This is a genomic window from Peribacillus frigoritolerans (genome assembly GCF_004358755.1).
Classification (GTDB): Bacteria; Bacillota; Bacilli; order Bacillales; family Bacillaceae; genus Bacillus_P.
The window spans coordinates 151,520-164,667 of record NZ_SMZY01000002.1; the positions used below are offsets into that span (position 1 = coordinate 151,520).

General features: G+C 45.1%; 14 protein-coding genes. All 14 read right to left on the bottom strand.

The features are described from left to right. Positions 1-121: 121 nt before the first annotated feature. On the bottom strand, positions 122-1,105 hold the full coding sequence (locus tag E2R53_RS08265; RefSeq protein ID WP_133312220.1) for a quinone oxidoreductase family protein: 984 nt from the start codon (positions 1,103-1,105) through the stop codon (positions 122-124). A 5-nt stretch (positions 1,106-1,110) separates the two neighbouring features. Next, the gene (locus E2R53_RS08270) at positions 1,111-1,884 is read right to left on the bottom strand and encodes an enoyl-CoA hydratase/isomerase family protein (protein WP_133311321.1); all 774 of its coding nucleotides are present in this window, start codon (positions 1,882-1,884) and stop codon (positions 1,111-1,113) included. Between the two features lie 19 nt (positions 1,885-1,903). Further along, entirely contained in the window at positions 1,904-2,668 is a 765-nt protein-coding gene (locus tag E2R53_RS08275; RefSeq protein ID WP_133311322.1) for an SDR family NAD(P)-dependent oxidoreductase, read from the bottom strand. Between the two features lie 14 nt (positions 2,669-2,682). After that, positions 2,683-3,426: a 2-phosphosulfolactate phosphatase gene (locus E2R53_RS08280; RefSeq protein ID WP_133311323.1), complete on the bottom strand. Its 744-nt coding sequence runs from the start codon at positions 3,424-3,426 to the stop codon at positions 2,683-2,685. Positions 3,427-3,428: 2 nt separating this feature from the next. Beyond that, positions 3,429-4,484: a phosphotransferase family protein gene (locus tag E2R53_RS08285; protein ID WP_133311324.1), complete on the bottom strand. Its 1,056-nt coding sequence runs from the start codon at positions 4,482-4,484 to the stop codon at positions 3,429-3,431. Positions 4,485-4,509: 25 nt separating this feature from the next. After that, complete coding sequence (locus E2R53_RS08290; RefSeq protein WP_435796785.1) at positions 4,510-4,902, bottom strand: acyl-CoA thioesterase; 393 nt, start codon at positions 4,900-4,902, stop codon at positions 4,510-4,512. 32 nt (positions 4,903-4,934) lie between these two features. Continuing rightward, on the bottom strand, positions 4,935-5,717 hold the full coding sequence (locus tag E2R53_RS08295; protein WP_133311326.1) for an enoyl-CoA hydratase: 783 nt from the start codon (positions 5,715-5,717) through the stop codon (positions 4,935-4,937). Then, on the bottom strand, positions 5,714-6,598 hold the full coding sequence (locus tag E2R53_RS08300; protein WP_133312221.1) for a 3-hydroxyacyl-CoA dehydrogenase family protein: 885 nt from the start codon (positions 6,596-6,598) through the stop codon (positions 5,714-5,716). Before E2R53_RS08300 ends, E2R53_RS08295 begins: the two co-directional genes overlap by 4 nt. Positions 6,599-6,674: 76 nt before the next feature. After that, the gene (locus E2R53_RS08305; protein WP_133311327.1) at positions 6,675-7,238 is read right to left on the bottom strand and encodes a TetR/AcrR family transcriptional regulator; all 564 of its coding nucleotides are present in this window, start codon (positions 7,236-7,238) and stop codon (positions 6,675-6,677) included. Positions 7,239-7,320: 82 nt separating this feature from the next. Continuing rightward, positions 7,321-8,865: a long-chain-fatty-acid--CoA ligase gene (locus tag E2R53_RS08310; protein WP_133312222.1), complete on the bottom strand. Its 1,545-nt coding sequence runs from the start codon at positions 8,863-8,865 to the stop codon at positions 7,321-7,323. 143 nt (positions 8,866-9,008) lie between these two features. Further along, a complete protein-coding gene (locus E2R53_RS08315) occupies positions 9,009-9,761 on the bottom strand; it encodes an SDR family NAD(P)-dependent oxidoreductase (RefSeq protein WP_133311328.1) in 753 nt (250 codons plus the stop codon). Further along, entirely contained in the window at positions 9,761-10,936 is a 1,176-nt protein-coding gene (locus E2R53_RS08320; protein WP_133311329.1) for a thiolase family protein, read from the bottom strand. Before E2R53_RS08320 ends, E2R53_RS08315 begins: the two co-directional genes overlap by 1 nt. Before the next feature lie 16 nt (positions 10,937-10,952). After that, entirely contained in the window at positions 10,953-11,729 is a 777-nt protein-coding gene (locus E2R53_RS08325; RefSeq protein ID WP_133311330.1) for an SDR family oxidoreductase, read from the bottom strand. A 12-nt stretch (positions 11,730-11,741) separates the two neighbouring features. Next, positions 11,742-12,968 carry an acyl-CoA dehydrogenase gene (locus E2R53_RS08330; protein WP_133311331.1) on the bottom strand — a complete coding sequence of 409 codons (1,227 nt, stop codon included), beginning with the start codon at positions 12,966-12,968 and terminating at the stop codon, positions 11,742-11,744. Positions 12,969-13,148 lie beyond the last annotated feature (180 nt).

Consider the following 13,148-nt stretch of genomic DNA (forward strand, 5'->3'; position numbering starts at 1 on the left):
CACTATTTATTTAGAAAAAACAACTGAATATTGCTCATTGTTGACAAGCGGAAGCGTACAAATCTTTAGCCAAACCTGGACATTTCTGCCGGAGTATAACAGCCGATTCCGCTCTTCTTATTTAAGGTACTAAAATAAGTTTCCCTTTTGTTTGTCTTCCCTGCAGCATCTGATGGACTTCCTTTGCACTTTCCAAAGGATAGACCCCGCCGATTGTCAGCTTTAATTCTCCATTTTCAAGGTAACCAAGCAGGTCTGACAAGCTTTGTAAATATAGCTCTTTCTTCCTCATGATCTGCGGAAGGAAAAATCCGATGACAGACAGATTTTGTGCCATGAGTGATGAAGGATATAGGCGTGACTGTTCACCGCTCGCCACCCCATAGATAACAAGACGGCCAAACGGTGCCATACAGGATAATGTCTTACGGAACACATCACCGCCAGCCATTTCAAGCGCTACATCTACACCTTTTCCTCCCGTCAGCTGCAGAACTTCCTTCTCCCAGCCTTCTTGAGTATAATCCACCGCTTCGTCTGCTCCCATTTGGATAGCAAGACTTCTTTTTTCCGGGGTGCTTGCGGTTGCAATGACTGTAGACGCGCCAAACAGTTTTGCAAGCTGAACAGCAATTGTCCCTACTCCCCCTGCAGCTGCATGAATCAGAACAGTTTCTCCCTGTTCAATCCGCCCCATTGTTTTTAATATGTGGTAAGCACTGAGCCCTTGAAGAGGAAGCGAGACTGCTTGTTTGACATCCACACCTTCTGGAACAGGGATTAACCCTCTTTCTTCCGCTACTGTATATTCCGCATAGCCTGTTGCTCTGCTTGAACCAAGAAGCGTGACAACTTTATCGCCTTTTTTAAAGCGGGTAACATCACTTCCGATTTCCTCAACCGTTCCTGCCACCTCTGCACCCGGAACAAACGGGAGTGGAGTATCAATGACATATTGGCCTTCTCTTCTCGCAGTATCAGCATAGTTCACGCCGATTGCTTCTATTTTGATTAAAACTTCCTTTGCTGCCGGCTCCGGAACTTCCATTTCAACCACTTTTAATACCTCTGGACCGCCGTATTCTTCTAATTGAATCGCTCTCATCATCATCACTTCCCCTGAAAGACTGGCTTGCGTTTTTCTTTAAATGCATGGATGCCTTCTTGATGATCCTGTGTTGAGATCATCAGTGTCTGGGCAATCCGTTCCTGCTCCAAAATTTCTTCAAGTGTGCTTACCGCAGAAGCATTGATGATTTTTTTCATCATGCCATACGCTTTTACAGGTCCCTGTGAAAGCTTATGAGCATAGGAAACAGCTTCATCCTTCAGCTGTTCTAATGGAACCACTTTGCTTACAATTCCATACTCCTCTGCCTGTGCTGCGGTAATTGGTTCAGCATTGAAGAACAATTGTTTCGCTTTATAAGGACCGATGATGCGCGGAAGAAAATAGAGACCGCCTCCATCAGAGATCAGTCCAACCTGTGAAAAACTCATTACAAATTTGCTGTCTTCTGCTGCAAGAATTTGGTCGCATGCAAGGGCAAGATTAAACGCTGCTCCAGCAGCAAATCCGTGTACAGCTGCAATGATTGGCTTATCTAGGTCTTTGAATACTTTTATGCATTCGTTCAAGCGTCCGATGTGGTCATATACCTGCTGTCCGTCAGCTTCACCCATTGTTTTCACGTCACCGCCGGCACTGAATGATCTGCCTGAACCGCTTAAAACGACAGCTCGTATAGTGTCATCTGCTTTTGCCTGATTTAACTCACTTGTTAATGCTAAAATCATTTCAGCGCTGAATGCATTCAGCCTTTCAGGACGGTTCAATGTTAAAAATAGTACATTCCCGCTTTTTTCAACCAGTAAATCGCTCATTAAAAATCTCCTCCTTGGTTTATGTAATCAGCCAGCCGCCGTCTGCAAGCAGATCGGAACCGGTCATATATGACGCTTCGTGTGAAGCGGCAAATACAATAATGTTTGCAATTTCTTCAGGTTTTCCAACCCGCTTTAATGCGGTATTCCGCTTAATCGCTTCCTGAAATCTCTCGTTCTGCAGACCAGGTTCAGTTAGCGGGGTTTCTATAAAGCCCGGTGAAACGGAATTGACTCTTATCCCATTTGGGGCAAACTCATAGGCTAAAGCTTTTGTAAAATTGATAACAGCTGCTTTAGCTGAGCTGTAATGGGGAATTTCCGCCCCTGCTTTATGGCCTGAAAGGGAAGCAACATTAACAATCGCTCTGTTTACCCTCTGCACAGTGCTTCTCTCTGCCATATATCCGCCCAGTGCTTTTGAGGCAAGAAAGACACTTTTCAAATTGACATTCTGAACAAAATCCCATTGTTCAGCAGTTGTATCCATGATTTTTGAATGCACCGATCCGCCAGCATTGTTTACAAGTATATGCAGGTCACCAAACTCCTCTTTTACATAAGTCAGCAGAGCACTGATATCCTCTTCCTTTGTCACATCCGCAGAGAATGGATAAGCCGCTGTATCAGCAGTGTTCAGCTTATTAGCCGCTGATGTCAGCTTTTCCTCATTTCTGCCGACAAGAATGACTTTTGCTCCTTCTGCAATCAATCGTCTGGCCGTTTCAAACCCAATGCCGCTTCCGGCTCCAGTAACTACGGCCACTTGATGATGAAATCTCATGCTCACCCTTCCTTTCACTTGGAACTTGCCTTTATTCGGTAGAAATCAACCAGTTCATCTCCCATCAATACCGGCACTGTGAGGAAACAATCCCGTTTGCTGATAAAGGTGATTTCTGCTCTAAATCCATATTCTTCAAGCATCTTCCCAACTCGTGACTGGCCAAGAACCAAAGCTGGCTCATGAATGCTGCCTTCGTAAAATAATTTTGCCGTCAAGGCTGAGTCACTGAGGTTCCAGCTTTTCTGAGCTGTCAGCTGATGAATTAAATATCCTGCGCCATAGAAGTCTTCCAGACTGAACTTGCCGGATGAACCTGAACACACGATGATGATTGTCTCATCTTCATGTGCAGCTGTAAGAGCATCAGCAACAGCTTTTGAGTTTAACAGAGAGCAGGCATAGACTTTTTTAGCCGGGCTGCTCTTATGAACCGCAACAGTTCCGTTAGTAGTGGATAAGATGACTTTTTTACCGGCTGCTGTGTCTTTTAGAACGGATGGGTTTGGATCGAGAAACCCCTCAATCGTTCTGCCTTCGTATTCGCCAACCAGAATGTACTCATCCGTGGATATCCCTGCTGCACGTTTCCTTGCCTGATCCCCATCAAGCACAGGGATAACGGAAACGGCCCCGTGATGAAGGACGGTTGCAATGGTGGATGTTGCGAGCAGTACATCAAAAACAACCGCTATTTTGTTATCCATTTTGACTTCATCGATTTCTTCTTTTCTTGTCACGACATGTATTTTCCCCATAGTCAGTCCTTCTGTGCCAGGCGGAGAGCATGCTGGATCAGCGTTTCTGTAAACGGGCCAAACCGGGCAAAGCGCTGGTCATTTGTCTGTCCTTTTTTATAGCGGTAGTAAATCTGCTGGCAAATGACCGCCAGCTTAAATGTGGCAAACGTCGTGTAATAATGAATATTTGTGACATCTCTTCCGCTTTTTCTCGCATAGCTTTCAATAAACTCATCTCTTGAATAGAAGGTGCCATTTGTTGTGATCGACGGCTTGCCCATTCCTTTTTTCAGCGGTTCAGGATCCCCTTCCTCCATCCAGTAGCTCATGGCGGCACCTAAATCTGCAAGCGGATCGCCTATGGTGGTCATTTCCCAGTCAAACAAACCCGTCATCTTTTTCAAGTCCTTTGAAAACAATGAATTATTCAATTTGAAATCATAATGAATCACAGTCGGTTCCGGTGATGACGGCAGCTTTTCTTCAAGCCATTTTGTCAGCAGTTCCACTTCGGGAATGTCATCGGTTTTTGCCCTGTGATAGCGGCCAATCCACCCGTGCACCTGGCGCTCCATAAAACCCTCAGGCTTGCTGATCCTCTCTAGCGTTGTTCCCTTATATGGGACTTGATGAAGGTTAACAAGTGTATCCACCATCAGCTCGGAAAGGGAGCTTCCAAGTTCTTTTGATGCCTTTACTCCTTCGGGAAGCTCTGTATCCACGAGGATACCGTGCCGTCTTTCCATGACGAAAAACGGACTGCCTGCAATGGACTCGTCGCTGCTGAAAAAATAGGGCTTGGGTGCCAGCGGAAAACGAGGATGCAAGTCTTTCAAAATGGTATACTCTCTTTCCATATCATGAGCTTTTGGGGCAACTGGACCAAGAGGCGGCCTCCTTAGCACCCCTTCCCAATCGCCTATTTTCAGAGCGTACGTTAAATTTGAAGCGCCGGTGCCAAATTGTTCAATTTGCAGAGAACCTCGGGGAATAGTATGAATTTCTATTCTCAAGCAGTTCTCAAGAACCTTTGTATTCAGTTCTTCCCCTGTGCGGACTGGAATGATTTGCGACATCGAATCACCTCTTTTGTTTGAAGATTCAGATTTTTACTTCTGCAGCAAATCTCTTCAGCTGCTCCTTAAGATGCTTCGGCATGGCTTCTGTGGCCTGAGTCTTAAAATTAAATGTGACAATGACTGCTTCCCCTTCAGCGATCAGCCTTCCGGTCTCCTGCTCCGTTATTTCATGAAGAACGGTAAAGCTTTTTGAACCGATTTTCAAAACGGCGGTTTTAATGATCAAATGCTCGTTAAAATAAGCCTGGCCGCGAAAATCGCATGTCGCTCTCGCGAGGATAAACGGCCAGTCCCCTGAAGACATAGAGTAGCCCAGTGCTTCAAAAAACTGTACTCGTGCATCTTCCAGATAAATAAAGTAACTCGTATTGTTCACATGTCCGAGCGCATCTGTTTCGCAAAACCTTACTCTCATCCTTGCTTCATGCATCCTGAGCCCACATCCCTTTATTTATGGCTGAAAGCAGGCTTTCTTTTTTCAATAAATGCCTGTACGCCCTCTTTGATATCTTCTGTCTGAAACACTTCTTCAAACAATTCCGCTTCAAGGTCTAGTCCTTCTTCAAGTGAGCTGCTGAGTCCCTGATCAACCGCTTTTTTGATCTTTGAAAGGGCAGGAAGTGAATGACGCGTCATACGGCCTGCAAGCTCCAGCGCTTTTTGAAGTCCTTCACCTTTAGGAACGACATATGACACAAGTCCAATGTTTTTGGCTTCTGCTGCATCAATTGGGTCACCTGTAAACATCAGCTCTTTCGCTTTTGCATCTCCTACTGTGCGGGGCAGTCTTTGTGTACCCCCACCTCCAGGAAACAATCCGAGCTTAATTTCCGGAAGTCCGACCTGAGCATGCTCTTCTGCAATCCGGAGATCGCATGTTAAAGCGAGTTCACAGCCTCCGCCAAAGGTCAGTCCGTTTAAAACGGCAATGGTCGGCTTTGGATACTGATCAATCTCATTCAGGAATGCATGGCCTTCAAGAAAATTGGCTTTGATTCCTTTTTTGCCGATCAGATTAGGAAACTCTTTAATGTCGGCTCCGGCCATAAACGCCCTGTCTCCAGCACCAGTCAGGATCACCGCAACGGTTTCATTGTCTTCTTTAAGAGCTGCAAAGGCTGCTTTCAGCTCCCTAGTAACCTGCTGGTTCATGACGTTAAGCGGGGGATTATTGATCGTTACGACGGCAACTGCTCCTTTTTTTTCATATGAAACGGCGCGCTCTGTCATTTTTTCACCTCTTCTTTTTGATATGTGTACCAGCCCTTGCCTGTTTTTCGGCCAAGGTCCCCTTGTCTTACTTTCTGCTCAATGCAGGCGAACGGTTTGTCAGCAGGATCTCCTGACTCAGCGTAGCGCTGCTGCATGACATAATATCCTACGTCAATTCCTGATAAGTCCATTAATTCAAACGGGCCGATTGGATGATTTAAGGCTTTGCGGCAAATAATGTCGATATCTTCATAGCTTGCATATCCCTCTTCGTAAAGGAAAACAGCTTCTCTCTGAAGAGCTCCTAAAATACGATTTGCGATAAAACCTGAGATTTCTTTCTTCAAAAGCACAGCTGTGCGGTTGATCGTTTTACAAACATCCATTGTTAATTCTGCTGTTTCATTTGATGTGTTCTCACTCATGACTACCTCTACACAATCCATGACAAGCGGCGGGAAAAAGAAATGCATGTTCACGACTTTGTCTTCCCGGTTTGTTGCAGATGCGATCAGTGAATTTACAATCGTTGAGCTGTTGGAAGCCAAAATAGCATGCGGCTTTGCAAGCTGATCCACTCTTGCAAAGAGCTCCCGCTTCACCTCAAGCTTCTCTACTACAGCTTCAATAATGAAATCTGCATGACTTGCTGCGCGCTCAAGTGAAGATGTGAATTTCAGTCTTGCAAAAGCTGCCTGTTTCGCTTCTTCTGTCAGCTTGGATTTTTTCACCCATTTATCCATGATCGAATGCAAAGTTGACTCCGCTTTTTCTAAAGCGCTTTCCTGAATATCCTGCAGGATTGTTTCATAGCCGCCAAGCGCACACAGCATCGCAATTTGATGTCCCATTTGTCCTGCTCCAATAACCGAGATTTGCTGAATGTCTTCTTTCTTCATCATGATCCTCCTCTAACGACTACTAACCAGTCGGTATGTTATAGGCGAAGAAATTCCCGGTCTCCCGAAAATTCCTCTACTTATTTAATCCTTCAAGCACGATTTTCAGAAAAATATCCGATACTTCACGATCAGATGCGCGGCCATTTGGATCAAACCAGAAATAACTCCAGTTCGTCATGCCCAAAATCCCGAATGTGACAATATCCATCGGCAGATCTGAGCGGAATTCGCCGGCAGCAATTCCCGCTTCAAGCATCTGCTGAATCTTCACTCTGAAAAGATCTCGTTTTGCTACTACCTCTGCCATATCTTCTTCACTTAAATTTCTCATTTCCCTGAAGAAGACCTTTGCGCTCAATCCTTCTTTTTCAATATCATGAATGAGCATATAAACCATTTCATGCAACTTATCTTTGTACATTTTCGCATCATCCTGGATGATTTCATCCTGTTTTCGGAGAAGATCGTCAATGTACTTTAAATGTATCGCCATTAACAGCTCTGTTTTGCTTTTGTAGTAATAATAAAACGTGCCTTTTGTGACATTCAGGGCGTCAACAATATCCTGAATGGAAGTTTCTTTGAACCCTTTTTCTCCGAATAGCTGAATGCTTTGCTGTATGATTTTTTCTTTCATTATGCCTAATCCTCTCTAGCCTAGATTAAAGAAATTATACCATAAGCCCTATAATGAGATTCATAGATTATTTCCTTTATATTCAGCTTTTTACAACTTCTTCTCTGAGCGCCCTCCGCAATATTTTGCCGACGCTTGTCTTCGGCAGCTGATCGCGGAACTCAATGATGGCAGGCACTTTATAGGATGCCAATTGGCTGCGGCAGAATGAAATAATTTCCTCTTCTGTTGCCTTTTTCCCTGGTTTTAATACAGCGAAGGCTTTAACCGTCTCTCCTCGGTAAGGATCAGGCACGCCGATAACAACTGCTTCCTGTATTGCCTCATGCTCATATAAAACCTCTTCGATATCCCGGGGATAAACATTGTATCCGCTGGCAATGATCATATCTTTTTTCCGGTCGACAATATATAAATATCCTTCCTCATCGACCTTCGCGATATCACCTGTAAAGAGCCAGCCATCCCGAATGGTATTGGCTGTTTCCTCCGGCATATTCCAGTATCCTTTCATTACCTGAGGACCTTTTATGATCACTTCTCCGAGAGTCCCTGCCGGAACCTCTTCTTTACCAGTAGCGACATCGACAATTTTATAAGCTGTTCCCGGCACGCCGATACCGACACTGCCCGGCTTCCTTTCTCCAAACGGAGGATTGCAGTGCGTCGTAGGTGCCGCTTCGGATAACCCATATCCTTCTAAAATTTTTGCACCTGTTTTCCGTTCAAATTCTTTAATCAGCTCAACAGGCATTGGCGCGCTGCCGCTGTTGCAGATGCGGACGCTGCTGATCCCGTATTCTTCTGCCTTTGGATGGTTTGTGATCGCTACATACATGGTCGGAACTCCCGGAAAGATCGTCGGCTGCTCACGTTTAATCGTCTGCATCACTTCTTCAAGATCAAAACGCGGCAGCATGATCATGGAGTTGCCGCGAAGAACCGTTAAGTTCATGCAGGATGTCATCCCAAATACGTGAAACAACGGAATGACAGTTAAGCAGCGCTCTGAACCTGATTTCACTTCATTTTTAAAGAATTCATACGACTGATAAATGTTTGCCATTAAGTTCCGGTGTGTGAGCATGGCTCCTTTGGATCGTCCGGTCGTCCCGCCTGTGTATTGAAGGACGGCAATATCATGCTCCGGTTCAATCTGAATTGGCAGCACTTCTCCTGAACCCATGCCCAAAAACTGCTGAAACGAATAATCATCGGGATCTGGTGTGAGTTCTTCCTGCAGACTCACTGTTATCACTTGCTTTAAGTCAGTATTTTCTCTAATAGCTTTTACTCTTGGATAAAGAGCATCAAAAACGACGATCGTTTCAGCCCCAGAGTCATTCAGAATATGGTTCAGCTCTCTTTCCACAAGCATTGGATTTACTTGCGTGATAATGGCGCCTGCTTTTAATGCACCGTAATAAGCTACAACATACTGCGGGCAATTTGGAAGCATAATCGCCACCCTGTCGCCTTTTTGAATGCCTTTTCTCTGAAGGGCAGATGCGAAGGCTGTAACCATTCCCGCAGCTTGCAGATAAGAAATGGATTTTCCGTAAAATGAAATTGCTTCTTTTTCACCATACTTATGTACGGTTTCCTCAAACATTTTGGGAATCGACATGTAAGGTATGTCAAAATCATGATGAACATGCTCCGGGTACGTTGCAAACCATTTATCCAATTGCAGGTTCCTCCTTTATGGTTAGGCTCTTTTTTGAGACCCTGCTGTCTTTTCATACAGCTCTCGTGAAAAAGAGTCATTGATTAAAAGGTAATTGTTCCCCCATCTACAAGCAGCGTGGCTGCTGTCACATAAGAAGCATCATCACTTGCGAGAAACAGGACGGCCTTTGCGATTTCCTCAGGCTGTCCGATTCTTGCAAGGGCATTCGATTTCGTATAGATTTCCCATCTTCTATCATCATTTCGCCACTCATCGATGATAGAAGTATCGATCACTCCAGGAGCAATCGCATTTACACGGATATTTTCCTTGCCATAATCAAGAGCGGCGTTCTTTGTCAGAGCAATTACACCCGCTTTAGATGCATTATATGGAGCCATCCGCTTTTTCCCTTTCATTCCGAGGACGCTTGACGTATTGATAATCGAGCCTCCGCCGCTTTGCTGCATGAATGGGACGGCATGTTTAATTCCCAAAAAAACACCTTTAAGATTGATGTCAACGACCCGGTCCCATTCCTCTGTTTCCATATCGCCGATTTTCACGCTCTGATTAGACACACCGGCATTGTTGAAAAGAATATCAAGTCCGCCGTATTCCGCTGCAGCCGTTTTCATCAATGCCTGAACATCAGCAGAGTCAGTCACATCCGTTTTAACAAAAAGGCATGGCAGGTTTTTCTCCCTGATTTCATGAGCCGTTTTTTCTCCTGCTTCAGAGTTGGAATCGCCGATTACTACCTTTGCTCCCTGTTCTGCAAACAGCATGGCTGTTGCTTTGCCAATGCCGCCTGCTCCCCCTGTAACAACTGCAACTTTTCCGGCAAGCCTCATCAATCAATCTCTCTTTCTATAATCGTCGCAATTCCCTGGCCGCCTCCAATACACGCCGTGATCAGGGCATAGCGTCCGCCTGAGCGCTTCAGCTCATAGATCGCCTTTGTCATCAAAATCGCACCTGTTGCTCCAAGCGGATGGCCATGGGCAATTGCTCCCCCGTTTACGTTCAGCTTGCCGTGATCAAAATTCAGTTCCCGGTCGCAAGCTAAGACTTGTGCAGCAAATGCTTCATTCAGCTCAACGATGTCCATGTCGGCTAGTGATAAATTTGCTCTCTCAAGCACTTTTTTCACTGCTGGAACAGGACCGATTCCCATAATATTCGGATCGACACCTGCAACAGCATAATGCTTTACTGTGCATAGCGGCGTCAAACCAAGTTCCGAAGCTTTTTCACGTGACATGACAACAACTGCTGATGCTGCATCATTCAGCCCGGAACTGCTTCCGGCTGTTACCGTTCCTCCTTCTTTAAAAGCTGGACCCAATGCTTTTAAACCTTCAATCGTTGTATTTGGACGGGGATGTTCATCCGTGCTGAACAGGATAGGGTCACCTTTTCTCTGACGAATCTCTACAGAAACAATCTGTTCGTCAAATCTGCCTTCTGATACAGCTGCTGCCATTCTCTGCTGGCTGCGGAGAGCATATTCATCTTGTTCTGCGCGGCTGATCTCATAGTTGGAAACCAGATTTTCAGCTGTAATTCCCATAGGAGGATTGCCGATTTCTTTCGGCGACAGCACTGCTGACCTGAATTTTGGCGGTGCCGGACTGAACGCTTTTTTGGGTTTCTCCATTAAAAAAGGAGCGAGAGACATACTTTCGGTGCCGCCCGCAATATATACGTCTCCATCACCTGCTTTAATCGCCTGTGCAGCAAGGTTTATTGCGTTTATACCAGAGCCGCATTGACGGTCAACTGTTAATCCTGGTATATCCAGTGATAAGCCGGTGGATAAAGCTGTTAACCTTGCAATATTCCCGCCGCCAGAGAGGACATTTCCAAAAATGACATCATCAATCATATCTGCTGATACATTTGCTCTGTTCATTGCCTCTTTTATAACAATGGCCCCAAATTCATTGGCTTCCATTGATGAAAGTGCACCGCCCTGTCTCCCGATTGGAGTTCTGACAGCAGCTACGATGACTGGATCACGATTCATTTAACATACCCCTTCCTTACATGGCATGTGTTCCGCCGTCTACGACGAGAACATCACCTGTTATAAAATCAGAAGCTCTTGCCGCTAAAAACAGGGCAGCGCCTTTTAAATCCTGATCTGTTCCAAAGCGTTTAAGAGGAGTGATATTCAGGAAATGATCTTTCCCGTTTTCAATGATCACCTGTGACATTTTAGTAGGAAAAAATCCTGGTGCAATAGCATTTACATTAATGTTGTGCTGGCCCCATTTCACGGCAAGATCTTTAGTAAAAGTGATGACAGCACCCTTACTTGTGTTATAGGCAATTGTGTCCATATAACGCGGGTCTGTTCCGCCAAGCCCTGCCACAGAGGCGATATTTATGATTTTCCCGCTCTTTTGTTTAATCATATGTTTGCCTGCTTCCTGGGACATGAGAAATGTACCGGTCACATTCACATTCATTACCTTATTCCAGGCTTCAAGCGGCATATCCTGAACAGGTGCGCCCCATGTTGCCCCGCTGTTGTTTACTAAAATATCAATTTTGCCAAACTCTTTGATTGCCGTTTTTACAGTATTTTTCACATCTTCACTATTTGTCACATCACAGGATAAAGCGATGGCTTTTACTCCATATTCTCTGCTTAATCGTGAAGCTACATCTTCACATGCCGCTGCTTTTCTAGAACAGAGGACAAGTGATGCGCCCGCCTGTGCAAATCCTTCTGCCATCTGCTCGCCAAGCCCCCGTCCTCCGCCTGTGATAATGGCCACTTTGTCTGTCAGATCAAACATTTCTTTAATGTGCATGCTGCCCCCTCCTTATACTGTCTGAAGATTTACGTCGTATTTTTTCAGCTCAAGCCTTGCAAGCTGGGCGCGATGCACTTCATCCGGACCGTCAGCAATTCTCAATGTTCTGGCACTTGCCCACTGAGCGGCAAGCGGTGTGTCTTCGCTGACTCCAGCTGCACCGAATGCCTGAATAGCCCGGTCGATTACTTTCAAAGCCATATTCGGAGCAATGACTTTAATCATCGCGATTTCCGTTTTAGCTGCCTTATTCCCGACAGTATCCATCATGTAAGCCGCTTTTAACGTCAGTAAGCGTGCCTGTTCAATTTCAATGCGGGAGTCTGCGATCCATTCTCTGATGACACCCTGGCTTGAAATCGGTTTGCCGAACGCCTCTCTCATTTGTACGCGCTTACATAATTCTTCAAGCGCACGTTCTGCAGCCCCGATTAATCTCATGCAGTGATGAATTCTTCCCGGTCCCAGGCGGCCCTGTGCAATTTCGAATCCTCTTCCTTCACCAAGCAGCATATTTGAAGCCGGCACCCTTACATCATTAAAAGTGATTTCTGCATGGCCGTGCGGAGCGTGATCATAGCCAAAAACAGGCAGCACTCTCTCAATCTTGACGCCTGCAGCATCAAGAGGAACTAAAATCATCGACTGCTGCTCATATTTTGGTGCGTTAAAATCGGATTTGCCCATTACAATAGCAATCTTGCAGCGCGGGTCGCCCGCTCCTGAAGACCACCATTTTCTTCCGTTAATGACATACTCATCTCCATCACGAATGATGCTTGCCGCGATATTCGTCGCATCTGCTGAGGCAACATCAGGTTCAGTCATTGAAAAACATGAACGGATTTCTCCAGCAAGCAGAGGCTTCAGCCATTTGTCTTTTTGCTCATCTGTGCCGTAGCGGACGAGAACCTCCATGTTTCCCGTATCAGGCGCTGCACAGTTAAACACCTCAGGTGCAAGCAATGAGCGGCCCATAATCTCACAAAGCGGCGCATATTCCAGATTTGTCAGCCCTGCACCGTACTCGCTTTCAGGCAAAAATAAATTCCATAATCCTTTTTCTCTTGCTTTCATTTTCAGCTCTTCCATAATAGGTGGAATTTCAGACCATCTGGATTCCTGCGCATTTAATTGTTCTTCATACTTTCTTTCATTCGGATAAACGAATTCTTCCATAAAAGCTGTCACTTGTTTTTGTAAGTCAATCACCTTATCAGAGTAAGTAAAGTTCAACAAAATCACCCTTTCTTATAACTTACTAACCGGTTGGTATGTAAATCTACTTCTATCATAATATGTAACTGCCAAAAAAGACAACTATTATTCTAAAAATTCCGCCAAATTAAATCTTTAACCGGTTTTTCCTCCTTTGAAAAATACCTTTTCAATCTAAAAGGAAAGTGATATAATTCA

Bases quoted from the DNA above. Each gene is read 5' to 3' on its own strand.
- E2R53_RS08265 (WP_133312220.1), bottom strand. From the start codon at position 1,105: ATGAGAGCGATTCAATTAGAAGAATACGGCGGTCCAGAGGTATTAAAA.
- E2R53_RS08270 (WP_133311321.1), bottom strand. From the start codon at position 1,884: ATGAGCGATTTACTGGTTGAAAAAAGCGGGAATGTACTATTTTTAACA.
- E2R53_RS08275 (WP_133311322.1), bottom strand. From the start codon at position 2,668: ATGAGATTTCATCATCAAGTGGCCGTAGTTACTGGAGCCGGAAGCGGC.
- E2R53_RS08280 (WP_133311323.1), bottom strand. From the start codon at position 3,426: ATGGGGAAAATACATGTCGTGACAAGAAAAGAAGAAATCGATGAAGTC.
- E2R53_RS08285 (WP_133311324.1), bottom strand. From the start codon at position 4,484: ATGTCGCAAATCATTCCAGTCCGCACAGGGGAAGAACTGAATACAAAG.
- E2R53_RS08290 (WP_435796785.1), bottom strand. From the start codon at position 4,902: ATGAGAGTAAGGTTTTGCGAAACAGATGCGCTCGGACATGTGAACAAT.
- E2R53_RS08295 (WP_133311326.1), bottom strand. From the start codon at position 5,717: ATGACAGAGCGCGCCGTTTCATATGAAAAAAAAGGAGCAGTTGCCGTC.
- E2R53_RS08300 (WP_133312221.1), bottom strand. From the start codon at position 6,598: ATGAAGAAAGAAGACATTCAGCAAATCTCGGTTATTGGAGCAGGACAA.
- E2R53_RS08305 (WP_133311327.1), bottom strand. From the start codon at position 7,238: ATGAAAGAAAAAATCATACAGCAAAGCATTCAGCTATTCGGAGAAAAA.
- E2R53_RS08310 (WP_133312222.1), bottom strand. From the start codon at position 8,865: ATGTCGATTCCCAAAATGTTTGAGGAAACCGTACATAAGTATGGTGAA.
- E2R53_RS08315 (WP_133311328.1), bottom strand. From the start codon at position 9,761: ATGAGGCTTGCCGGAAAAGTTGCAGTTGTTACAGGGGGAGCAGGCGGC.
- E2R53_RS08320 (WP_133311329.1), bottom strand. From the start codon at position 10,936: ATGAATCGTGATCCAGTCATCGTAGCTGCTGTCAGAACTCCAATCGGG.
- E2R53_RS08325 (WP_133311330.1), bottom strand. From the start codon at position 11,729: ATGCACATTAAAGAAATGTTTGATCTGACAGACAAAGTGGCCATTATC.